20 protein-coding genes are annotated in these 21,643 nt (G+C 70.1%); 14 read left to right on the top strand and 6 right to left on the bottom strand.

Going from position 1 to position 21,643, the window contains the following annotated elements:
• Positions 1 to 21: 21 nt before the first annotated feature.
• Positions 22 to 1,452: an NAD(P)H-quinone dehydrogenase gene (locus H521_RS0114025; RefSeq protein WP_022893662.1), complete on the top strand. Its 1,431-nt coding sequence runs from the start codon at positions 22 to 24 to the stop codon at positions 1,450 to 1,452.
• 45 nt (positions 1,453 to 1,497) lie between these two features.
• Positions 1,498 to 3,012, top strand: a complete 1,515-nt coding sequence (locus H521_RS23470) for an APC family permease (protein WP_022893661.1) — start codon at positions 1,498 to 1,500, stop codon at positions 3,010 to 3,012.
• A 28-nt stretch (positions 3,013 to 3,040) separates the two neighbouring features.
• Here H521_RS23470 and H521_RS0114015 read toward each other — a convergent pair whose 3' ends face one another.
• Both H521_RS0114015 and H521_RS0114010 read right to left on the bottom strand, forming a co-directional pair.
• Positions 3,041 to 4,810 (bottom strand): acetyl/propionyl/methylcrotonyl-CoA carboxylase subunit alpha, encoded by a 1,770-nt coding sequence (locus H521_RS0114015; protein ID WP_022893660.1) that lies wholly within the window; start codon positions 4,808 to 4,810, stop codon positions 3,041 to 3,043.
• Positions 4,811 to 4,907: 97 nt separating this feature from the next.
• The gene (locus H521_RS0114010) at positions 4,908 to 5,558 is read right to left on the bottom strand and encodes a Maf family protein (protein WP_022893659.1); all 651 of its coding nucleotides are present in this window, start codon (positions 5,556 to 5,558) and stop codon (positions 4,908 to 4,910) included.
• Between the two features lie 139 nt (positions 5,559 to 5,697).
• Here H521_RS0114010 and H521_RS0114005 point away from each other — a divergent pair, with 139 nt between their 5' ends.
• The 4 genes from H521_RS0114005 to H521_RS0113990 are packed head-to-tail and all read left to right on the top strand — an operon-like array spanning position 5,698 to position 9,880.
• Entirely contained in the window at positions 5,698 to 6,951 is a 1,254-nt protein-coding gene (locus H521_RS0114005) for a class I SAM-dependent RNA methyltransferase (RefSeq protein ID WP_022893658.1), read from the top strand.
• A 19-nt stretch (positions 6,952 to 6,970) separates the two neighbouring features.
• Positions 6,971 to 7,660 (top strand): response regulator, encoded by a 690-nt coding sequence (locus H521_RS0114000; protein WP_022893657.1) that lies wholly within the window; start codon positions 6,971 to 6,973, stop codon positions 7,658 to 7,660.
• Positions 7,647 to 8,879: an ATP-binding protein gene (locus tag H521_RS23465; RefSeq protein WP_156891461.1), complete on the top strand. Its 1,233-nt coding sequence runs from the start codon at positions 7,647 to 7,649 to the stop codon at positions 8,877 to 8,879. Before H521_RS0114000 ends, H521_RS23465 begins: the two co-directional genes overlap by 14 nt.
• Positions 8,876 to 9,880 (top strand): hypothetical protein, encoded by a 1,005-nt coding sequence (locus tag H521_RS0113990; protein WP_022893655.1) that lies wholly within the window; start codon positions 8,876 to 8,878, stop codon positions 9,878 to 9,880. Before H521_RS23465 ends, H521_RS0113990 begins: the two co-directional genes overlap by 4 nt.
• A 335-nt stretch (positions 9,881 to 10,215) precedes the next feature.
• Here the strand turns inward: H521_RS0113990 and H521_RS0113985 are convergent, their stop codons facing one another.
• Both H521_RS0113985 and H521_RS0113980 read right to left on the bottom strand, forming a co-directional pair.
• The gene (locus tag H521_RS0113985; protein ID WP_022893654.1) at positions 10,216 to 10,446 is read right to left on the bottom strand and encodes an acyl-CoA carboxylase epsilon subunit; all 231 of its coding nucleotides are present in this window, start codon (positions 10,444 to 10,446) and stop codon (positions 10,216 to 10,218) included.
• Between the two features lie 8 nt (positions 10,447 to 10,454).
• Positions 10,455 to 12,062, bottom strand: a complete 1,608-nt coding sequence (locus tag H521_RS0113980) for an acyl-CoA carboxylase subunit beta (RefSeq protein WP_022893653.1) — start codon at positions 12,060 to 12,062, stop codon at positions 10,455 to 10,457.
• 113 nt (positions 12,063 to 12,175) lie between these two features.
• Between H521_RS0113980 and H521_RS0113975 the strand changes: the two genes are divergently transcribed.
• From H521_RS0113975 to H521_RS0113965, 3 genes are all read left to right on the top strand, one after another.
• Positions 12,176 to 13,096, top strand: coding sequence for a biotin--[acetyl-CoA-carboxylase] ligase (locus H521_RS0113975; RefSeq protein WP_022893652.1), 921 nt, complete (start codon positions 12,176 to 12,178; stop codon positions 13,094 to 13,096).
• 6 nt (positions 13,097 to 13,102) lie between these two features.
• Positions 13,103 to 13,666, top strand: a complete 564-nt coding sequence (locus H521_RS0113970) for a PH domain-containing protein (protein ID WP_022893651.1) — start codon at positions 13,103 to 13,105, stop codon at positions 13,664 to 13,666.
• Positions 13,667 to 13,784: 118 nt separating this feature from the next.
• The gene (locus H521_RS0113965; RefSeq protein WP_022893650.1) at positions 13,785 to 14,621 is read left to right on the top strand and encodes a DarT ssDNA thymidine ADP-ribosyltransferase family protein; all 837 of its coding nucleotides are present in this window, start codon (positions 13,785 to 13,787) and stop codon (positions 14,619 to 14,621) included.
• A gap of 54 nt (positions 14,622 to 14,675) precedes the next feature.
• Here the strand turns inward: H521_RS0113965 and H521_RS23460 are convergent, their stop codons facing one another.
• Positions 14,676 to 15,215 carry a GtrA family protein gene (locus H521_RS23460; protein ID WP_022893649.1) on the bottom strand — a complete coding sequence of 180 codons (540 nt, stop codon included), beginning with the start codon at positions 15,213 to 15,215 and terminating at the stop codon, positions 14,676 to 14,678.
• 49 nt (positions 15,216 to 15,264) lie between these two features.
• On the opposite strand from H521_RS23460, the gene H521_RS0113955 reads away from it, so the two are divergent.
• The 3 genes from H521_RS0113955 (at position 15,265) to H521_RS0113945 (ending at position 18,382) form a co-directional block, all read left to right on the top strand.
• Entirely contained in the window at positions 15,265 to 16,434 is a 1,170-nt protein-coding gene (locus H521_RS0113955) for a 5-(carboxyamino)imidazole ribonucleotide synthase (RefSeq protein WP_022893648.1), read from the top strand.
• Between the two features lie 113 nt (positions 16,435 to 16,547).
• The gene (gene purE / locus H521_RS0113950; RefSeq protein ID WP_051159313.1) at positions 16,548 to 17,015 is read left to right on the top strand and encodes a 5-(carboxyamino)imidazole ribonucleotide mutase; all 468 of its coding nucleotides are present in this window, start codon (positions 16,548 to 16,550) and stop codon (positions 17,013 to 17,015) included.
• Positions 17,012 to 18,382 (top strand): LCP family protein, encoded by a 1,371-nt coding sequence (locus H521_RS0113945; RefSeq protein WP_022893646.1) that lies wholly within the window; start codon positions 17,012 to 17,014, stop codon positions 18,380 to 18,382. The genes purE and H521_RS0113945 overlap by 4 nt, the downstream gene beginning before the upstream one ends.
• 46 nt (positions 18,383 to 18,428) lie before the next feature.
• Here H521_RS0113945 and H521_RS0113940 read toward each other — a convergent pair whose 3' ends face one another.
• Positions 18,429 to 19,577, bottom strand: coding sequence for a glycosyltransferase family 4 protein (locus H521_RS0113940; RefSeq protein WP_026482290.1), 1,149 nt, complete (start codon positions 19,575 to 19,577; stop codon positions 18,429 to 18,431).
• Positions 19,578 to 19,727: 150 nt separating this feature from the next.
• On the opposite strand from H521_RS0113940, the gene H521_RS0113935 reads away from it, so the two are divergent.
• On the top strand, positions 19,728 to 20,678 hold the full coding sequence (locus H521_RS0113935; RefSeq protein ID WP_026482289.1) for a glycosyltransferase: 951 nt from the start codon (positions 19,728 to 19,730) through the stop codon (positions 20,676 to 20,678).
• The gene (locus tag H521_RS23455; RefSeq protein WP_040424711.1) at positions 20,675 to 21,514 is read left to right on the top strand and encodes a glycosyltransferase; all 840 of its coding nucleotides are present in this window, start codon (positions 20,675 to 20,677) and stop codon (positions 21,512 to 21,514) included. Before H521_RS0113935 ends, H521_RS23455 begins: the two co-directional genes overlap by 4 nt.
• Positions 21,515 to 21,643: the final 129 nt, after the last annotated feature.

The raw sequence follows: 21,643 nt of genomic DNA, 5'->3' as shown, positions 1-21,643 counted from the left end.
CGAAACTGACAGAATGTGAGCATGGCCTACGAGTTCGAGCGCACCCAACGCATTGCCGTCCTCGGAGGAGGACCCGGTGGATACGAGGCGGCCCTCGCGGGCGCCCAGCTCGGGGCGGAGGTCACCCTCATCGAGCGAGCGGGTGTGGGCGGCTCGGCCGTGCTCACCGACGTGGTGCCGTCGAAGTCGCTCATCGCCACGGCAGAGGCCTCCAACGCCGTGAAGGAGGCCGCCGACCTCGGCGTGCAGTTCTTCGCCAAGGGTTCGGCCGACAAGGCCGTGAAGCCCGAGGTCGCCATCAACCTCGCCGCCGTCAACAAGCGGCTGCTCGGCCTGGCGGCCCAGCAGTCCGAAGACATGCGGGGCAACCTCATCGAGGCCGGCGTGCACCTCGTGCAGGGCGAGGGGCGCCTCGACGGGGCGAACGCGGTCATCGTCGCGACCGCGAAGGGCGGCACCGACTTCGACCGCATCGAGGCCGACACGCTCGTGATCTCGGTCGGCGCGTCGCCCCGCGTGCTGCCGACGGCGGTGCCCGACGGTGAGCGCATCCTCACCTGGACCCAGCTCTACCACCTGCAGCAGGTGCCCGAGCACCTCATCGTCGTCGGATCCGGAGTCACCGGTGCCGAGTTCGCCTCCGCGTACCGGGCGCTCGGTGCGAAGGTCACGCTCATCTCGAGCCGCGACCAGGTGCTGCCCGGCGAAGACGCCGATGCCGCCACCGTCATCGAGAAGGTCTTCAAGCGCAACGGCATGAAGGTCATGAACAAGTCGCGCGCCGAGTCCGTCGTGCGCGACGGCGACAGCGTGGTGGCGACCCTCACCGACGGGCGCGAGGTGCGCGGCAGCCACTGCCTGATGGCGGTCGGCTCGGTGCCGAACACGGCCGACATCGGACTCGAGGCCGCGGGCGTGCAGCTCGCCGAGAGCGGCCACATCCGGGTCAACCGGGTCGCCCGCACCTCGATGCCGAACATCTACGCGGCGGGCGACTGCACCACGTTCCTGCCGCTCGCCTCGGTGGCCTCGATGCAGGGGCGCACCGCGGTGTTCCATGCCATGGGCGACATCGTGAACCCGCCCGAGCTGCGCAACATCACCTCCAACATCTTCACCCAGCCCGAGATCGCCACGGTCGGCTGGACCGAGAAGGAGATCGAAGAGGGGGTCGTGCCCGGCGTCGTCTACAAGCTGCCGCTCGCCTCGAACCCGCGCGCCAAGATGATGGGCATCCGCGACGGCTTCGTGAAGCTCTTCGCCTCGAGCGGCTCGGGCGCGATCATCGGCGGCGTCATCGTCGCCCCCAAGGCATCCGAGCTCGTCTTCCCCATGACGCTCGCCGTCGAGCACCGGCTCACGGTCGACCAGTTCGCCGAGGCGTTCCCGGTCTATCCCTCACTGAGTGGCTCCCTGACGGATGCGGCGCGGGCGATGCACATCGTACGCTGAGGTCACGCGACGCCGCGTGGTCGGCGCCGACCTCAGGGGGTAGACATGAATCTGCGAGTGAAATCCGTCGAGGCGTCGATCGCCGACTCCCACGACGAGGAGCGCAGCCTCAAACGATCGCTCGGCACGTGGGATCTCGCGCTCATGGGCATCGCCGTGGCGGTGGGCGCCGGCATCTTCTCGGTCGGCGCGCAGGCGGCGGCGAACTTCGCCGGACCGAGCGTGATCATCTCGTTCGTGCTGGCGGCGGTCACCTGCGGGCTCGCGATCATGTGCTACGCCGAGTTCGCCTCGACGGTGCCGGTAGCCGGCAGTGCCTACACCTTCACCTACGCGACGATGGGCGAGCTGCTCGCCTGGATCATCGGCTGGGACCTGATCCTCGAGATGTTCACGGCGGCCGCCGTGCTCGCGAAATATTGGGGCGTCTACCTCGGTGAGGCCCTGCTCGCGTTCGGGCTGCCGTTCCCGGCGACGCTCGAGATCGCCGGCATCGAGGTGAGCTGGCCGGCGTTCCTCATCGTTGCGGTGTTCACGGCGCTGCTCGTCGCCGGCACGAAGCTCACGGCCCGTGTCGGAGCCGTGTTCACGATCATCAAGGTCGCGATCGTGGTGTTCGTGATCGTGGTCGGCTTCTTCTTCGTGCGCGCCGCGAACTACGTGCCGTTCATCCCCGAAGACGTGCCGACCGAGGGCGGCGCATCCGATGCCTGGACGCAGTCGCTCTTCTCGTGGCTGACCGGGGCGGCGCCTGCGCAGTACGGCGTGTTCGGCATGCTCGCGGCCGCTGCGCTCGTATTCTTCGCGTTCATCGGGTTCGATGTCGTCGCCACGAGCGCCGAAGAGGTGCGCGAGCCGCAGAAGCGGCTGCCGCGCGGCATCTTCCTGGGGCTCGGCATCGTCACCGCGCTCTACGTGCTCGTGTCGATCGTGATGACCGGCATGGTCTCGTACCGCGATCTCGCGGCCGAAGAGACGCCGTCGCTCGCCACGGCATTCCGCCTCGTCGGGCAGGACTGGGCCTCGGCCGTGATCTCGCTCGGAGCGCTCGCCGGACTCACGACCGTGATCATGATCCTGCTGCTCGGGCTCTCCCGCATCGTGTTCGCCCTGAGCCGCGACGGACTCCTGCCGCGCTGGCTCTCGAAGACGACCGAGCGCACGAAGACCCCGGCCCGCATCCAGATCATCGGCGGCCTCGTCGTGGCGCTCGTCGCCGCCTTCACCGACGTCGGCCTGCTCGAAGAGATGATCAACATCGGCACGCTCTCGGCGTTCGTGCTCGTGAGCCTCGGCATCGTCGTGCTGCGGCGCACCCGCCCCGACCTGCCGCGCGGGTTCCGCGTGCCGTGGTCGCCGGTGCTGCCGATCCTCTCCGCCGTGCTCTGCCTCTGGCTGATGTTCAACCTGACGACGCTCACGTGGGTGCGCTTCCTCGTGTGGCTCGCGATCGGAGTGGTGATCTACCTCGTCTACGGGCGGCGTCGATCGCGGCTCGGCCAGCAGCTGGGCGTCAGCGAGGTCGAACTGCCCTCGGCACAGGGCTCCGTCGAACGGTAGCCGCGACGGCGGTTCGAGCGTCGTCTACCTAGGCGTCGTTGATGGCAAGCAGCAAGTGACCGCTCGACACGGTGGCGCCGGCCTCGGCGTTGACGATGCCCACGATGCCGTCTTTGTGGGCAAGGATCGGCTGTTCCATCTTCATCGCCTCGAGCACGAGCACCAGGTCGCCCTTGACGACGTGGTCGCCTTCGGCGACGGCGACCTTCACGACGGTCGCCTGCATCGGCGCCTTCACCGCGTCGCCCGTCGCGGCCGAGACCGAGTGCGTGGCGGTGCGGCGGCGCGGTGCCGGGCCCGCCGTGCGGGCAGCGGATGCCCCACCGGCGAGACGCTTCGGCAGGGTGACCTCGACTCGGCGCCCGGCGACCTCGACGACGACGCTCGTGCGCGCGTCGGCGCCGCGGGTCTCGGCGAGCTCGCCCGACCACGGCTCGAGCCGGTTGTCGTACTCGGTCTCGATCCAGCGCGTGTAGATCGAGAAGGGCTCGTCGCCCTCGGGCGCGAACGCCGGGTTGTTCACGATGTCGCGGTGGAAGGGCAGCACGGTCGGGAGCCCTGCCACCTCGAACTCGTCGAGGGCGCGACGAGCGCGCTCGAGCGCGTCCTTGCGCGAGGAGCCGGTGACGATGAGCTTGGCCAGGAGCGAGTCGAAGGCGCCCGAGATCTCGTCGCCGGTGGTGACGCCCGAGTCGATGCGGATGCCGGGGCCGCCCGGGAAGCGGAGCTGGTGCACCGGACCGGGAGCGGGGAGGAAGCCGCGACCGGGGTCTTCGCCGTTGATGCGGAACTCGATCGAGTGCCCGGTCGTGACAGGATCGGCGTAGTCGAGCACGCCGCCCTCGGCGAGACGGAACTGCTCGCGCACGAGGTCGATGCCGGTGACCTCTTCGGAGACCGGGTGCTCGACCTGGAGCCGGGTGTTGACCTCGAGGAACGAGACCGTGCCGTCTTGGCCGATCAGGAACTCGCAGGTGCCGGCGCCGACGTAGCCGACCTCGCGGAGGATGGCCTTCGACGACTCGTAGAGCAGCGTGGTCTGGGCTTCGGTGAGGAAGGGCGCCGGCGCCTCTTCGACGAGCTTCTGGTGACGGCGCTGCAGCGAGCAGTCGCGGGTCGAGACGACGACGACGTTGCCGTGCGCATCGGCGAGGCACTGCGTCTCGACATGGCGGGGCTTGTCGAGGTACTTCTCGACGAAGCACTCGCCGCGGCCGAACGCGGCGACGGCCTCTCGGGTGGCCGAATCGAAGAGCTCGGGCACCTCTTCGCGGGTGCGGGCGACCTTGAGACCCCGGCCGCCACCACCGAAGGCGGCCTTGATCGCCACGGGAAGGCCGTGCACGTCGACGAAGTCGAGCACCTCCGAGGCATCCGCCACGGGGTTCAACGTGCCGGGTGCGAGTGGCGCGCCGACCTTCTCGGCCACGTGGCGCGCCGACACCTTGTCGCCGAGGCGCTCGATGGCCTCGGGGGAGGGGCCGATCCAGACGAGCCCCGCATCGATGACGGCGCGAGCGAAGTCGGGGTTCTCGGCGAGGAAGCCGTAGCCCGGGTGAACCGCGTCGGCGCCCGAGCGACGGGCCACCGAGAGGATCTTGTCGATCACGAGATAGGTGTCTGCACTCGTCGTGCCATCGAGGGCATAGGCCTCGTCTGCGAGCTTGACGTGCCGCGCGTCGCGGTCTTGGTCGGCGTAGACGGCGACCGAGCCGAGGCCGGCATCACGGGCGGCCCGGATGACGCGGACAGCGATCTCGCCACGGTTGGCGATGAGGACCTTGGTGATTCGCGGCATAATGCCCAAGCCTATTGGGCGCGCCGGTGACCCCTTTGGACGCGGTCGACAAAAAGAGTGGATGTCTCTTGCGGGCGTCGACAATCGCCCCGCGCCCTCACCCCGCGGAACGGCTCCGGTTCCAGAGCGACGGCCATGCGATGCCGAGCTCTCGCACCAGGTCGCGCAGGGTCGACAGGGAGAGGCCGACGACGGTCGACGGATCGCCCTCGACTCTGCGGATGAACGGCCCGCCGAGGCTGTCGATCGTGAACGCGCCGGCGACGAGCAGCGGTTCGCCCGTGGCGACGTAGGCGTCGATCTCGGCCTCGTCGAGCGCCGCGAAGCGCACCGTAGCGACATCCGCCCGCCCGACCGCGCCGTGCACCCTGCCGCCGCGATGGTCGATCAGCCAGTGCCCCGACCACAGCTCGCCGTGGCCGCCGTTCTGTGCGAGCCAGCGCTGCCGCGCCACCTCCGGCTCGTGTGGTTTGCCGTGGATCGCGCCACCGGTCAGGAATGCCGAGTCGCCACCGAGGATGAGCCCGTCGATCGGCTCGCCAGCAGGAGTCCTGCCGATCAGGGCTTCGGCCTTCGCCTGAGCGAGCAACTGCACCATCTCACGCGCGGCGAGCGGCCCCCATTCGGCCTCGTGCGCGGCGACGAGCGCTTCTTCGTCGACACCGGGCGGAGCCGCGATCGGTTCGATGCCGGCTGCGCGAAGCGTCTGCAGCCGGGCGGGCGAGGTCGAGGCGAGGTAGAGGCGCATGGGTCCATCCTGCCCCGGCGGCCCGTCGCTGTGGAATGCTCGTTGCATGGCACAGAACCGACGCCCTCGTCGTCCCGGCGATCGCACGCAAACGCGCTCACCGCGCCCGGCGCCGAAACCACCAGCGACCGACGGCCCGGTGATCGAGCTCGAGATCGAACGAGTCGCGCACGGTGGCGTCTTCGTGGCGCACCACGAGGGGCGCGTGGTCTTCGTCGCCGACGCGATTCCCGGCGAGCGGGTGGCGGCCAGGGTCAGCGATCAGGGTCGCGACCGGTTCTGGCGCGCCGAGACCGTGCAGGTGCTCGACGCTTCGCCCGATCGGCGCGAACACGTGTGGGCCGAAGCCTCTGTGGACCGTGCACCCGAGCTGCGGCCCGGTGGTGCCGAGTTCGGGCACATCGTCATGCCGCGCCAGCGCGCGCTGAAGGGCGAGGTGCTCCGCGAGGCGCTCGCCCGCATGGCGGGCGTCGAGTCCGACGTGGTCGTCGAGCCGGTCGATGCCGACCTCGCGCCCGGGGCTTCGATCGAGGAGGGCACCGGCTGGCGCACGCGCGTGCGCCTGCACGTCGGCGCCGATGGCGGTGTCGGGCCGTACGCCGCCAGGACCCACTCGATCGTGCCGGTCGCCGCCCTGCCGCTCGCCGTGCCAGAGCTCGGGGCGCTCGCGCCACTCGGCGACCGTTTCCCGGGCGCGAGCGCGATCGACCTCGTCGCGCCGAGCGCGGGCGACCCCGCGATCGTCATGGTCGAGGGCGAGCGGATGTCGCGTGGCGTGCGCCCGACCATCGAGGAACGCGTCGGTGAGCGCACGTTCCGGCTCGATCGCGACGGTTTCTGGCAGGTGCATCGGGGTGCTGCTGCGACGCTGACGCGTGCCGTGCAGGAGCTCATCGACGGCGAACTCTTCGACCCGCGCGCCGCCAACCACGATCTCTACGGCGGTGTCGGCCTGCTCGCCGCGGCCGTGGGCGACCGCTTCGGCGACACCGTGCGCATCACGAGCGTCGAGTCCGATGGGCGGGCGACCGATCACGCCGGCGCGAACCTCTCCGACTGGCTCGGTGCCCGGGCCGTGACGGCCCGTGTCGACCGCTACCTCGACGAGCTCGTCGCCGGCGCGGCGGCAGGAGCGGCCGAGCGGGCGCGCCTGCGCGACGCCACGTTCGTGCTCGATCCACCTCGAGCCGGAGCCGGCCGCGAGGTGGTCGAACGGCTCGCCGAGCTTCGCCCGCGCCAGCTCGTCTACGTCGCCTGCGATCCCGTCGCCTTCGCCCGCGATGTCGGCCTGTTTCGCGAGCGCGGCTACGAGCTCGATGAGCTCCGGGCGTACGACCTGTTCCCGAACACGCATCACGTCGAGGCAGTGGCCCGGCTCCGCGCTATCGTGTGAACGTGGAATTGGGGGACAAGTGACCGCAGCACCTGCCGCAGCGAGGCACGCCGCGGCGACCGTCGCGATCGTCGACGACCATGAGGCTGTGCGTCTCGGCCTGCGCGCCGCGTGCCGTGAGGCCGGCTACGAGGTCGTCGTCGACGCCGCCAGCGTGCCAGAGCTGCTCAGCGGGCTTGCAGGGCGCTCGTGCGACGTCGTGGTGCTCGACCTCTCGCTCGGCGACGGCTCGTCGGTGACCGACAACGTGCGCGCCGTGCTCGCGACCGGCAGCGCCGTGCTCGTGCACAGCATCGCCGACCGGGTGGCGGCCGTGCGCGAGTCGCTCGCCGCCGGTGCAGCCGGCGTGATTCCGAAGGCCTCGCCCATGTCGGCCGTGATCGGGGCGATCGACATCGTCGCCCGCGGCGATGCGCTCACCAACGTCGAGTGGGCCAGCGCCATCGAGGCCGACCGCGATTTCGCGAAGGCGCAGCTGGGGCGCCGCGAGCACGATGTGCTGCACCTCTACGCGTCGGGCCTGCCGCTCAAGCTCGTTGCCGCGCAACTCGGCATCGCGCACTCCACCGCACGCGAGTACCTCGACCGCATCCGGGCCAAGTACATCGAGGTGGGCCGCCCGGCGCCGACCAAGGTCGACCTCCTGCGCCGCGCCGTCGAAGACGGGATCCTGCCGGGGCTCGACGATGGTGGAGATGCCCGCCGTTGATTGGCGGGTGACGCGCCTCGCGCGTCGCCGGGCCACGGTGACCCGCGCACAGGTCGAGACCGTGGCGGGCCGGGCGCTGGGCCTCTTCGGCCTCGTATTCGGCGCGCAGACCGTGCCGGTGGCGCTCGAACAGACGGCCGCGCTCGTGCCGGGTGCCGGGGCGGCCCTCATGGCGGTGCTCTACGGGGCGATCGTCGCGCTCGCCGTTGCCACCGTCACGAAGGTGGCGGTGCGGGCCGCGTGCCTCGGCTTCGCCGCGCTGTACGCGATCGCGCTCGTGGCGTGGCCGTTCCTCGTGGCCGATCCGGCCGCCCTCGACGGCAGTGCACCGTGGCTCTACTATCTCTGCACGGTCGCGACCACCGCGGCGGTCATCAGCCTCATTCCGGTCTGGGCGGCTGCGTACACCGTGGTCATCCCGGCCATGTACGGCGTGATCCGGCTGCTGCCCTCGGGTGGCGACGCCGGACCGTTGCTCGCGGTGCTCAACGCGCTGTACGCCGTCGTGCTCGGCGTCGTCGTGCTCGCGATCATCACGATGCTCCGGCAGGCCGCCGAGTCGGTGGACTCGGCACAGGAAGCGGCGCTGCAGCGATACGACGTCGCGGCGCGCCAGCATGCCAACGAGATCGAACGGGTGAAGATCGACGCGCTCGTGCACGACAGCGTGCTCACGACCCTGCTCTCGGCCGCCGCGGCGACGACCCCCGAGCAGGAGCAGCTCGCGGCTCGCATGGCGAGCGACGCCGTGCACCGGCTCGACGAGGTCGGGGCGACGGGCCCGCGATCGCTCGACCGCGTGGGCCTGCCGGTCCTGGTGCGTCGTCTGCGCGCGGCGCTCACCACCTTCAACACGCCGTTCACGGTGCGCGTGGTCAACGCCGGTGGCGTCGAGTTGCCGGTCGAGGCGATGGAGGCGCTCTACACCGCTGCCGTGCAGGCGATGGTCAACAGCCTGCAGCATGCCGACGAACCCGGTCTCTCGACGAGGCGCGAGCTCCGCATCCGTGGCGTGCGAGCCGGTGGCTGCGTCATCGAGATCGCCGACAACGGCCGCGGCTTCGACGTCGACCAGGTGCCGGAGGGCAGGCTCGGCCTCCGCATCTCGATCGAGGAGCGCATGGCCAATGCCGGGGGTGCCGCCGACATCGCGACCAGGGTCGGGCACGGCACGACCGTCACGCTCGCGTGGCCCCTCGGCGCCGGAGGTGCCGCATGATCGCCGTCCCCCGCTGGCTCCTGCTCGTGCTCGGCGCCCTGTTCTCGGTGTACCACGTCGTGCTCGGCATCTACTCGATCGACGTTCCGGCGTCGCCCTGGCCGACGGTGGCGGCACTGCTGCTGTATTCCGTCGCGACGACCCTCTGCCTCTGGCCCGCCAAGCGGGTGCGGATGCCCGACTGGCTCGCCGCCTTCGCCCTCGCGGTCTCGATCGTGCTGCCGCTCCTCGTGACGAGCCAGCTCGATCCAGCCGTCGAGAACGGCTACGCGACCTGGTACGTGGCCGCAGTGGGCACGCTCATGACCATCACTGCCGCGCGGCGCCAGCTCACCGCCGCCTGGCTCGGCGTCATCGTGCTCGCGGTGCAGAGCGTGGTGTGGGCGGGCCCGCTCTCGCTCGGCGGGCTCGGCGTCATCGGCAGCATCGTGTGGGTCGCGATCGCGCACATGCTCACGAGCGCACTCACGAACGCGGCTCGGGAGACCCGGCGCTACGCACAGGCGGAGCGCGAGGCGGCGGCCTGGCAGGCGGCGCAGGACGCGCACCTCTTCGAGGGTCGCATGCGACTGGCGCACACCAACAGGCTCGCCGCACCGATGCTGCGGCGCATCGCCGACCGCAATGGCGCACTCACCGACGCGCAACGTGCCGAGTGCCGAGTGCTCGAGGCGGCGATCCGAGATGAGATCCGTGGCCGGATGCTCCTGACCGACGCGGTTCGGGTCGAGGTGCAACGAGCCCGCGCGCGCGGCATCACGGTCACCCTGCTCGATGAGGGCGGCATCGACGATCTCGACGAGGCGGTGCGCGATCGCGTGCTCTCACGTCTCGCCGAAGCCGTTGCCGGCTCGACGGCCGATCGCATCATCGCGCGCACCGCGGCTGAGGGATCACCCGTCGCGGTCACCGTGGTCGGGCTGCGGGAGTCGGAACGCGACGCATCCGATTCGGATGAGGCCGAGGTCGAGCTCTGGCTCGAGATCCCTCGTCAACCCTGAGGCATCCGTCGTCGGCCCGATGGTGTTCATCGGGGCGAAATCACTCCGGACATGAATGTGGGGGGCCGATCTGAGATCGACCCCCCATCAAGCCCGAGCCACGGCGACAACCCGAATATCGCCCTGACTCGCCCCCAACTCTCATCGGTTACCCGACCGATGATGATGGCGACTCCTGTGGAGCCTGCATTGACAATATTGCTGCACCTGCCACGGAACGCAAAGTCGTCATTTCGGGGGACACGGTTGTCCCCCTTTTTCGACGGCGCCGCCTGATCACGAAAGGCAGCCTTCGGGCGGGCCTCCGCGCGGGTCGCAATCGGGGTACAGCGGGCTCAGCCGTCGGCGCGCGCCCACCGGCCGGGGCCGACGTCGAGCGGGCGACGCATCGCCCCACCACTGCGCACCCAGGCGCTGCGGCCCGGTTCGACGACGGATGCCGCAGCGTCGGCCTCCTCGTCGAGCGCGGCGAGCAGCACCGCCGTAACGGCCGCGGCGTCGTCGGCGGTGACTGCACGGGTCGCGAAACGCAGCGCGGTCGCGCGGTCGTCGATGTCGTGGCTCATGTCGCTCCCTACAGCGGGATGTTCCCGTGCTTCTTCGCCGGCAGGCTCGCGCGCTTCGTGCGAAGGGCCCGCAGCGCCTTCACGACCGAAACACGGGTCGCCGCGGGCTCGATCACACCGTCGAGCTCTCCGCGCTCAGCGGCGAGGAACGGGGAGGCCACGTTGTACGTGTACTCGTTCGCGAGCTGCGTGCGCACGGCCGCGACGTCTTCGCCGGCGAGCTCGGCGGCCTTGATCTCGGCCCGGTAGAGGATGTTCACCGCGCCCTGCCCGCCCATGACGGCGATCTCGGCCGTCGGCCAGGCGAGGTTGATGTCGGCGCCGAGCTGCTTGGAGCCCATGACGATGTAGGCGCCGCCGTAGGCCTTCCGGGTGATGATGGTGACGAGGGGCACCGTGGCCTCTGCGTAGGCGTACAGCAGCTTCGCGCCGCGGCGGATGACGCCGGTCCACTCCTGCTCGGTGCCGGGCAGGTAGCCGGGCACGTCGACGAGGGTGAGGATCGGGATCGAGAACGCGTCGCAGAACCGCACGAAGCGCGAGGCCTTCTCGCCGGCCGCGATGTTCAGCGTGCCGGCCATCTGGCTCGGCTGGTTGGCGATGATGCCGACCGATCGCCCCTCGACCCGTGCGAAGCCGACGATGATGTTCGGCGCGAACAGCGGCTGCACCTCGAGGAAGTCGGCGTGGTCGACGATGCCCTCGATGATCGAATGCATGTCGTAGGGCTGGTTCGGCGAATCGGGGATGACGGTGTTCAGCCGGCGGTCGTCGTCGGTGATCTCGAGCTCGGCCTCGGTGTCGTACACCGGGGCATCCGTCATGTTGTTGTCGGGCAGGAAGGAGATGAGCGTGCGGGCGTAGTCGAGCGCATCGGACTCGTCGCTCGCGAGGTAGTGGGCGACGCCGGAGACCGAGTTGTGCGTGAGGGCGCCGCCGAGCTCCTCCATGCCGACGTCTTCGCCGGTCACGGTCTTGATCACGTCGGGGCCGGTGACGAACATCTGGCTGGTCTTGTCGACCATGATCACGAAGTCGGTGAGCGCGGGGGAGTACACCGCGCCGCCTGCTGCGGGGCCGCAGACGATCGAGATCTGCGGGATCACGCCCGAGGCCTGGGTGTTGCGGCGGAAGATCTCGCCGTACTTGCCGAGGGCGACGACTCCCTCCTGGATGCGGGCGCCGCCGGAGTCGAGGATGCCGATGATCGGCACGCCCGTCTTCAGCGCGAGCTCCATGACCTTGATGATCTTCTCGCCGGCCACTTCGCCGAGGGACCCGCCGAAGATCGTGAAGTCCTGCGAGTAGACCGCGACCTGGCGGCCGTGGATGGTGCCCGTGCCCGTCACGACGGCGTCGCCGTAGGGGCGCTTGGCCTCCATGCCGAAGGCGTGCGTGCGGTGTCGCACGAACTCGTCGAGCTCGACGAACGAGCCGGGGTCGAGCAGTTCGGCGATGCGCTCGCGGGCGGTCATCTTGCCTTTGGCGTGCTGCTTCTCGATCGCCGCCTCACCCGAGGCCGTCACCGCTTCGTGGTAGCGCAGTTTGAGGTCGGCGAGCTTGCCCGCGGTGGTGGAGAGGTCGGGGCCGTCAGTCGCTTCGGTCACGTCGTTCACTCTACCGGCGAGCAAGTGGCCGACTTCCTTGACGGATTCCTACAAATACCCGGTCGGTGCTGGTGGCTATCGCCATGCGATCGAGCCCGAATCAGGCTGGGTAGGGTGTTGGCATGGATTGGGAGCGATCGCGAGCGGCCGTGCCGAGGTTCGAGTTCCTCGCCGAGGCGGGCTCGACGAACGACGAGCTCCGGGCCGCCGCGAGCGGGCCCGACGCCGCGTCATGGGCGCACGGCGCCGTGGTCGTGACCGACAACCAGACCCGTGGTCGCGGTCGCCTGGGGCGCACCTGGCTCGCCCCGACCGGCAAGACGCTCGCCATCTCGGTGCTGCTGCGACCTGAGCTCGCCGCCGGCGTGCCGTTCCCCGTCGACGCGTACGGATGGATCCCGCTCATCGCCGGTGCTGCGATGACCGAGGCGGTGCGTCGTGCCGTTCCCGAGCGCGGTGAGCCCGTCGACGACCGCGAGCCGATGCTGCCGCCACGTCGACGTCAGCGCGCGGCATCCGCCAGCGTCGACCGCCCTCGCGACGCTTCCGCGTCGCCCGAGCTCGACGGCGGCGTCGAGGTGCTGCTCAAGTGGCCGAACGACGTGCTGGTCTCGGGGTTCAAGATCTGCGGCATCCTCTCGGAGCTGCTGCCCGATTCGGGGGCCGTGATCGTCGGCGCCGGCCTCAATCTCACGCTCGACGAGCACGACCTGCCGACGTTGACCTCGACGTCGCTGCTGCTCGCGACCGGCGAGCAGCCCGATGCCGACGCCGTGCTCGCCGACTACCTCGGCACCTTCCTCGAGCTGTTCGACGGCTTCGCCCGCTCGGGTGCCGACGCAGCGACGAGCGGCATCGCCGAACGTGTCACCGCGCTGTGCGGCACGCTCGGCAGCGACGTGCGCGTCGAATTGCCCGGCGATCGCGAGATGCTCGGGCACGCGCAGCGGCTCGATGCCGACGGACGGTTGGTCGTGATCGACCGTGAGAACGGCGAGCCATGGTCTGTCGCCGCGGGCGACGTGACCCACCTGCGGTATTAATGGCCTATGAGGCCTGCCGCGACACCCGACACGGTCGTGCCACCGGCGCAACCGCCTGAGCGCGTCGTCGCGCGGGTGCGACGGAACGCCCGAGTGCTGACCCTTCCGGTCGTGCTGCTCGTCGCGGTGGCCGGCGCGACCGCCTACGGGCTCGGCGTCGCCACCGAACTCTGGCTGCAGCTCGCGATCGTCGGCGGCGCCGTGCTGCTCGTGCTGCTCGGGTGCTTCCTGCCGTTCCTCGGCTGGCTGACACGCCGCACGACCATCACCACGCGGCGCGTCATCGTGCGCAGCGGCATCTTCGTGCGCGTGCGCCAGGAACTGCTGCACAGCCGCGGCTACGACGTCACGGTGCGTCGCACGTGGGCGCAGAGCGCGTTCGGCTCGGGTGACGTGCGCATCAACACCGGTCACGAGCAGCCGTTCGTGCTGAAGGACGTGCCGAAACCCGAACTCGTGCAGGGCGCCCTGCAGGAGCTGATGGGCGAGGAGCACTCCCGGGTCGCCGAGCGTCGGCGCGCCGAGCAGTCGACGATCGACGGGGACACCGTCGCGTGGGGCGGGCGCTGAATTCGCCCGATTCGTGCCCTGCGTCCCGTGACGTGCAGCAGGACGCCTCCAAAGGACGTAACGTTGACAGGTGGTCTCGTGCGCCCCTGAGCGCGAGCCGCACGATGAAGGGTTCCTCTTGGCCGACGAATGCAAACACGGTTTCGATGACGGCCTCTGCGCCATCTGCTTCCCGCCACCCGAGCCCGAGCCGAAGCCGGCGCCGGCGCCGATCGCCCGTTCGGCCCGCACCTCGACGACCCGCAACGGCCGCCCGCCGGCCCGCGTTCCCGGCGCCTCGCGGCCCGCGATCGCCTCGGATGCGCCCCGCCTCGACCTGAAGGCGCTGCGCATCTACCACGTGACGCACATCGACAACCTGCCGCCGATCCTCGACGCCGGCGCACTGCTCGCGGATGCCGCGGGCGCCGTGCCGATCGTCGATCTCGCCGCTCCCCACGCCCGTGAGTACCGGCGCAGTGCCGCGGTCGCCGACACCGACGCCGTGGTCGCCGACTACGTGCCGTTCCTGCTCACCACCGACGCCCACGTGTGGAACTCGGTGCGCACGGCGACGCCCGACCCCCGTCTGCACGAGGACGCGGTCAAGCGCGCCCCCGCCGACTTCGTCATCTTCGTCAGCTCGCTCGCGAGCGCCCAGGCCGGCAACGCCGAGGTGCCGGGCACGATCGTCGTGAACGAATCGGATGCCGCGGCCGGCGGCTCCGCCGTCGCGTCCGAGTGGAACGACGTGCAGCGGCTGCTGCAGCGCCTGCACCGTGACGAAGAGGGCGCCGGCCTCGACGGGGCCGAGCTCCTCGTGCGCGAGTGCCTGCCGCTCGACAGCGTCGCGCTCATCGCAGTGGCGAACGATCCCGTGCGCGATCGCGTGCGTGCCGCGCTCGCCGCAGCCGGCGTTCGCGCCCGCGTCGCGGTCTACCCGCCGTGGTTCCAGCCGACGACCGAGGGCGAGTGATTCGCAACAGCGAGTGATTCGCACAGCGGCGATGTGATGGAACCCGCCCCGGGCTCAGTTGGCTGAGCCGTCGGGTTCCTCGAAGATCGTGCGCTGCGCCTCTTCGGCGCGCGCCAGGTTCGACAGCCCGTCGGCGCGGTGGTGTCCGTAGACCCAGTACCGGTAGAGCACGAAGCGGAACGCCGTGCCGAGGGCGAGGCCGACCACGTTCGTCGCGATGTTGTCGGCCACGAGACTCGTGTAGCCGAGTGCGTGATGGCTCACCCAGAGGCATCCGAGTGCGATCGCCATGCCGCCGAGCGAGACGATCACGTACTCGGCGAACTCCCGCAGGTAGTTGCGACGCCGGTGCTTCCGGAAGGTCCAGTACCGGTTGCCGAGCCAGTTGAAGATGATCGCGACGCTCGTCGAGATCGTCTTCGCGCCGATCGCCGATTGCGCCCAGTGGTCGTCGCCGAAGACGCCGAGGCGCAGCAGGTTGAAGAGCGTGACGTCGATCACGAGGCCGATCAGGCCGACGACGCCGAACTTCACCGCGTAGGCGAGCAGGCCGTTCCAGAGGCGTGCGATGGCGCTCGCGAGGCGGGAGGACACCGGCACATCCTATGCGCTCGGCTGCGGCCTAGACTGAACTGGGCGCCGGATGCAGGCGCCGAAGACGGCGGTGAACGGAGTGCATGGCGTGCGGGTCGGAGTGATCGGTGGTGGCCAGCTGGCCCGGATGATGATCCCCGCGGCGATCGAGCTCGGAGTCGATCTCCGAGTGCTCGCCGAGGCTCCCGGTATGTCGGCGGCGCTCGCCGCCGATCGCGTCGGCGACTACACCGACATCGCGACGGTGCTCGAGTTCGCCCGCGAGGTCGACGTCGTGACGTTCGACCACGAGCACGTGCCGCAAGACGTGCTGCACGCGCTCGTCGACGCGGGAGTGCCGGTGCACCCCGGCCCTGATGCGCTCCGCTTCGCTCAAGACAAGCTGCTCATGCGCGAGCGCCTCTCGGAGCTCGGCCTTCCGGTGCCCGACTGGGCCCGTGTCGAGACGCTCGCCGAGCTCGACGAGTTCATCGCCGACCACGGCGGTGTCGCGGTGGTCAAGACCCCGCGCGGCGGCTACGACGGCAAGGGCGTTCGCGTCGTGCGCGGCGCGGCCGAGGTCGCCGAGTGGTTCGGCACCATCGCCGAAGACGGCCGCGGAGGCGCCCTGCTCGTCGAGGAGCTCGTCGACTTCCGTCGCGAGCTCGCCCAGCTCGTCGCGCGCCGGCCCTCCGGCGAGATCGCGGCGTGGCCGGTCGTCGAGACCGTGCAAGTGGGCGGCGTGTGCAGCGAGGTCATCGCGCCGGCGCCCCGATCGGCAGGCAGGCTCGCGGATGTCGCGGCCGACGTCGCCATCACGATCGCCGAGGGCATCGGGGTCACCGGCGTGCTCGCGGTCGAGCTCTTCGAGACGAGCGACGACCGCATCCTGGTGAACGAGCTGGCGATGCGGCCGCACAACAGCGGGCACTGGTCGATGGACGGCTCGACGACCGGCCAGTTCGAGCAGCACCTGCGCGCCGTGCTCGACCTGCCGCTCGGCGGCACCGGCACCCACGACGACTGGTCGGTCATGGTCAACGTGCTGGGCGGCCCCGTCGAGGGTTCGCTCGCCGATCGTTACGCCGAGGCGCTCGCGGGGCATCCGACCGTGAAGATCCACAACTACGGCAAGGCCCCGCGGCCTGGACGCAAGGTCGGGCATGTCACGGCGATCGGCGACGACCTCGATGACGTCGTCTACGAGGCGCGGGCCGCGGCCGCGGTCTTCCAGGACTGACTCCGGCACGGGCTCTCAGCGGGTGCCGCGCGCCCTGCGGAGATCTCCCAGCACCCGGCCCTACACTCGTTCGAGTGACTGAGACGAACACCGCCCCGCTCGTCGGCGTCGTGATGGGATCCGACTCCGACTGGAACGTGATGCGCGAGGCATCCGCTCTGCTCGACGAATTCGGCATCGCCCACGAGGTCGAGGTCGTGTCGGCGCACCGCACGCCCGAGAAGATGATCGCCTACGGCAAGCAGGCTGCGGCGCGCGGCCTGAAGGTCATCATCGCCGGAGCCGGCGGGGCGGCGCACCTGCCCGGCATGCTCGCCTCGGTCACCACGCTGCCCGTCGTCGGCGTGCCGGTGCCCCTGTCACGCCTCGACGGCCTCGACTCGCTGCTCTCCATCGTGCAGATGCCGGCGGGCGTGCCGGTCGCGACGGTGTCGATCGGCGGCGCGAAGAACGCCGGCCTGATCGCCGTCAAGATCCTCGCAACCGCCGACGACTCCCTCACGTCTGCCCTCGCCGACTACGCCACGGCCCTCGCCGACCTCGTCGAAGAGAAGAACGAACGGCTCAAACAGAACCGATGACGCTCGCCGCCAGCCCGATCCGCTATCCGGACGTCGCCTCGCGCACGGTCATGACTCGCCGCGCGTGGTGGCTCGTCGTGCTCAACTTCCTGATCCCGGGTGCACCGCAAGTGCTCGCGGGCAGTCGTAAGCTGGGCCGATTCGGGCTCGGGGCGACACTGACGCTCTGGAGCCTCGCGATCATCGCCTTCGTCGTCTGGCTGCTCTGGCCCGCGACCCTCTACACGGTCTTCTCGACCTCGATCACGCTGTGGGTGGTCGCCGCGGTGCTCGCCTTCTACGCCGTGCTCTGGGTCATCCTGACCTTCGACACACTGCGCCTCGTGCGCCTCGTGAAGACGGCGCCGTCGGCGCGCGCGTGGGTGGCCGCGGTGTCGGTGCTGCTCATGGCGGGCGTCTCGGGCACCGCTGCCTACGGCGCGTACTTCGCCACCACCACCAGCGGATTCCTCGCCTCGGTGTTCCCGACCGGCCCGAGCGAGCCGCCCGTCGACGGCCGGTACAACATCCTGCTGCTCGGCGGCGACTCCGGCCCCGATCGCGAGGGCATGCGGCCCGACAGCATGACCGTCGTCTCGATCGATGCCGAGACCGGCCAGGCCGTCACGATCGGGCTCCCGCGCGACCTCGAGTACGTGCCGTTCCCCGATGACTCGCCGCTCGCGGCCGTCTACCCCGAGGGCTACGGTGCGATCGACGGCTGCGAGGTCGACGTCTGCCAGCTCAACTCGATCTACACCGAGGTGGAGCTGAAGAGCCCCGAGATGTACCCGAACGCCGTCGCCGAGGGCAGTGAGCCCGGCATCGAGGGCGTCAGGGACGCCGCGGAGGGCATCACCGGCCTCGAGATCCAGTACTACGCGCTCATCGACATGCAGGGCTTCCAACAGCTCATCGATGCGCTCGGCGGCGTCGACATCAACGTCGACGTCCGCATCCCGATCGGCGGCGACGAGAACAACGAGGGCGTCGACGGGTGGATCGAGCCGGGGCAGCAGCACCTCGACGGCTACCACGCGCTCTGGTACGGCCGCGCACGCTACGGCACCGCCGGCGGCGACTACGAGCGGATGGCCCGTCAGCGCGTGCTGCAGGAGGCCGTGCTGCACCAGTTCACGCCGACGAATGTGCTCTCGAAGTTCCAGGAGGTCGCCGCCGCCGGCGCCGACACCGTCAAGACCGACATCCCGCAGTCGATGCTCGGTTACTTCGTGAACCTCTCGATGAAGACCAAGGAACTGCCGGTCACGACCGTCGAGCTCGTTCCCGAGAACGGCGTCGACCCGACCGAGCCCGATTACGAGTACATCCGCTCGCTCATCGCGCCGGCGATCGCCCCGGCCACCGAGGAGCCGGCCGAGGAGTGAGCCGATGGTGAACGGATGCCGCGGCATCCGTTCACCCGAAGTCGAATCAGAGGTCGGCGTGCAGCTGCCAGATGCGTTCGGCGGAGTCGCGCCAGCTGAACGCGTGCGCCCGATCGCTCGCGGTCACCGAGAGCCGCTCGGCGACGCTCGGCTGCTCGACGACCGTGCTGATGGCTGCCGCGAGTCGTTCGACGTAGCCGCCGCCGATGCCGATCGGCACGGTCAAGCCGCCCTCTGCGGCGACTTCGACATACGCGGCGGTATCGGAGTGGATGACGGGCAGGCCGAGGCTGAACGCCTCGATGAGCGAGGTGCCCGACCCCTCTTCGTGGCTCGGGGCGACGAAGGCCGTTGCGCCCGCGAGCACGACGGCGAGGTCGGCGGGGTCGTCGACCTCGATGGCGTGCACACGGCGAGGGTCGACCCCTGACTCTTCGGCGACGGTCGCGAGATGCAGCTCACCCCAAGTCGCCGGTCCGACGACGACGAGGTCGATGTCGGGCACTCCGGGGCGGCCGAGCGCTTCGAGCAGGTCGACGATTCCCTTGCGCGGCTCGAGTGTGCCCGTGGCGGCCAGGTACGCGGGCGGAAGCGCCAGTCGGGCAGCTCGCGCGGCCGCCTCGGCGCCATCGGCCGGAACGGTGAGGCCGGGTCGCGGCGCCGTGCCGACGACCCGCACGCGGTCACCGAAATCGATGACGTTGGCGAGGCGCTCCGCGAGCGCGTGGGTGGGCACCACGACCGCGTCGGCGTGCTTGCGGGCTCGCTTCAGCATGCCCTTGTGCCAGGCGACCGATGCCGTGGTCAGCGTCTCGGGATGGGTCCAGGCGAGCAGATCGTGCACCGTGACGACGACCTGGTCGCCGCTCTGGGTACGGTCATGGCGGCGCAGGGGAGCGAAGAGCCCGGGTGCGTGGATCATGCCCCCGCCGGGCGAGGTGGTGAGGCCGAGCTGCCATGCCGCCGCGAGTTCGCGCCGGGCGAGGGTGGTCTTGTAGAGGGTCGAGAGGCCGGGGAACATCGACTCCAGCCGGTCGTAGTCGGCGGGCGCCGAGGAGGAGACGATGCCTTCGACCTCGCAACCGCGCGGCACACTCTCGAGGAGCGCCCTGGTGAGTGCCTCGGTGTACACGCCGACCGGGCCGGGCACCGGCGCGATGACCTGATCGACGATCATCCGGAGGGTCGTGGGCATTGGGCTCCTTCGTGCGGCAGGTGCTCGGCACCTCGACCAATCTATCGTTCGATGGGCCGCGTATCTGCCGCGAGATCACGGTCGGTGCAGGGAAGCACGGCCGCGACAGGGCATGATGGAGTGTTCCCCGTCATCGAACCCAGAGGGTCTATGAGTTCGCCAACCGTCCGTCCGCGCGTGGTCGCCGTCGTCGTCGCCTACAACCGTCGTGACCTGCTCGCCGAGGTGCTCGATGCACTCGCCGGGCAACGACATGCCCTCGAGCGCATCGTGGTCGTCGACAACGCGTCGACCGACGATTCGGCTGGCGTCGCGCGGGCCGCAGGCGAGCTGGTCGACCTCGTCTCCCTCTCGCGCAATACGGGCGGCGCCGGGGGCTTCGCCGCCGGCATGGCCGTGGCCGTCGATCGGCATGCGCCCGACTGGCTCTGGCTCATGGACGACGACACTGTGCCCACCCCTGACGCGCTCGCGGAGTTGTTGCGCGCCGTCGACGGAACCGAACTCGTCGCCGCCGGCTCGCGAGTGGTCTGGACCGACGGCACCGAGCATCCCATGAACACCCCTCGCACCAAGCCGTTCGTCTCGAAGGCCGAACGCGTCGCCGCTGCACGTCGTGGCGGAATCGCCATCCGCAGCACATCGTTCGTCTCCATGCTCGTTCGTGCCGACGTCGTGCGCGACGTGGGGCTGCCGATCTCCGACTACTTCATCTGGAACGACGACTTCGAGTACTCGACGCGGGTTCTTCGCGGACGGCGCGGGCTCCACGTACCGGCGTCGGTGGTCGTGCACAAGACGAAGGTGCTCGGCGCGACCGACGCCGACCCGGGGCCGCGCTTCTACTACGAAGTGCGGAACAAGCTCTGGATGTTCCGCCGATCGCAGAGCCTTTCGCCGCTCGAGAAGGCGGTGTACGGGGCTTCCAGTGTGCGGCGCTGGATCAAGACGTTCGTGCGTTCCTCGGATCGTGCCGTGCTTCGCGACGGCTGGCGTCGTGGCTACCGCGACGGAACCAGGACTCGACCCCGACCGAATTCGATGTCGCTCGCGGGGCTCGGCGAGGCGAGTGAGGCGATCGCGCGGGTGGAGGGCCGATGAGCGAACCGTTCACACTGCTCATGCCCGTCTACCGCGGCGATGACGCGGCGCACTTCACGAAGGCGTTCACGTCGAGTGTGACGGCGCAGGCGCGGCGGCCCGACGAAGTCGTGCTCGTTCAGGACGGGCCCGTCGGCGAGGCACTCGACGCGGCGATCGGTGCAGCCATCGAGTCGTCACCGGTGCCCGTCGTGCACCACAGGATTCCCGAGAACGTCGGTCTCGCCCGCGCACTCACCGAGGGGCTCGAGCATGGCTCGCACGACATCGTCGCGCGCATGGACGCCGACGACATCTCCTTGCCCGAGCGCTTCGCGAAGCAGCTCCCGCTCATCGAAGACGGCCTCGAGCTCGTCGGCACCGGCATGCTCGAGTTCCTCGACGATGTGGGCTCGATCGTCGGTCGACGTGTGCCGCGGACCGATCCCGTGGAGATTGCGCGGTATGCCAGGTTCCACGATCCGTTCAGCCACCCCACCGTCGTCTACCGTCGGTCGGCTGTCGATCGGGCGGGTGGCTACCAGCCGCTCGGACTCATGGAGGACTACTGGCTGTTCGCGCGCATGATCGCCGCGGGCGCCTCCGTCGGCAACCTCGCCGAACCGCTCGTGATGTACCGCGTCGGTGCCGGTGCGTATGCCCGCCGCGGGGGCAGCGAGCAGTGGCGCAGCGAACTCGCGCTGCAGCGCGCCATGCGCGGCATCCGCTTCACGACGCGAACCGAATTCCTGCGAAACGTGGGTGTTCGCGGACTCTATCGATTCGTTCCCGAGCCGATTCGTCGAATCGCCTATCGACGCTTCATCGCCGGGGGCGCAGCCACCGATCGACGCTGAGGCGCGCGACGATGGATCCTTTCATGATCGCCGCCGCCACTCCGTGCGCACAACACGACCACTCCGCGGCCTGCCAATAGCATGAGAGCGCTGCGGCGCCTCGTGCCGCGGTGTTCGGGGGATGTGTTT

This window comes from Agromyces subbeticus DSM 16689 (assembly GCF_000421565.1).
Classification (GTDB): Bacteria; Actinomycetota; Actinomycetes; order Actinomycetales; family Microbacteriaceae; genus Agromyces; species Agromyces subbeticus.
This window is presented reverse-complemented; position numbering and strand designations above follow the sequence as displayed.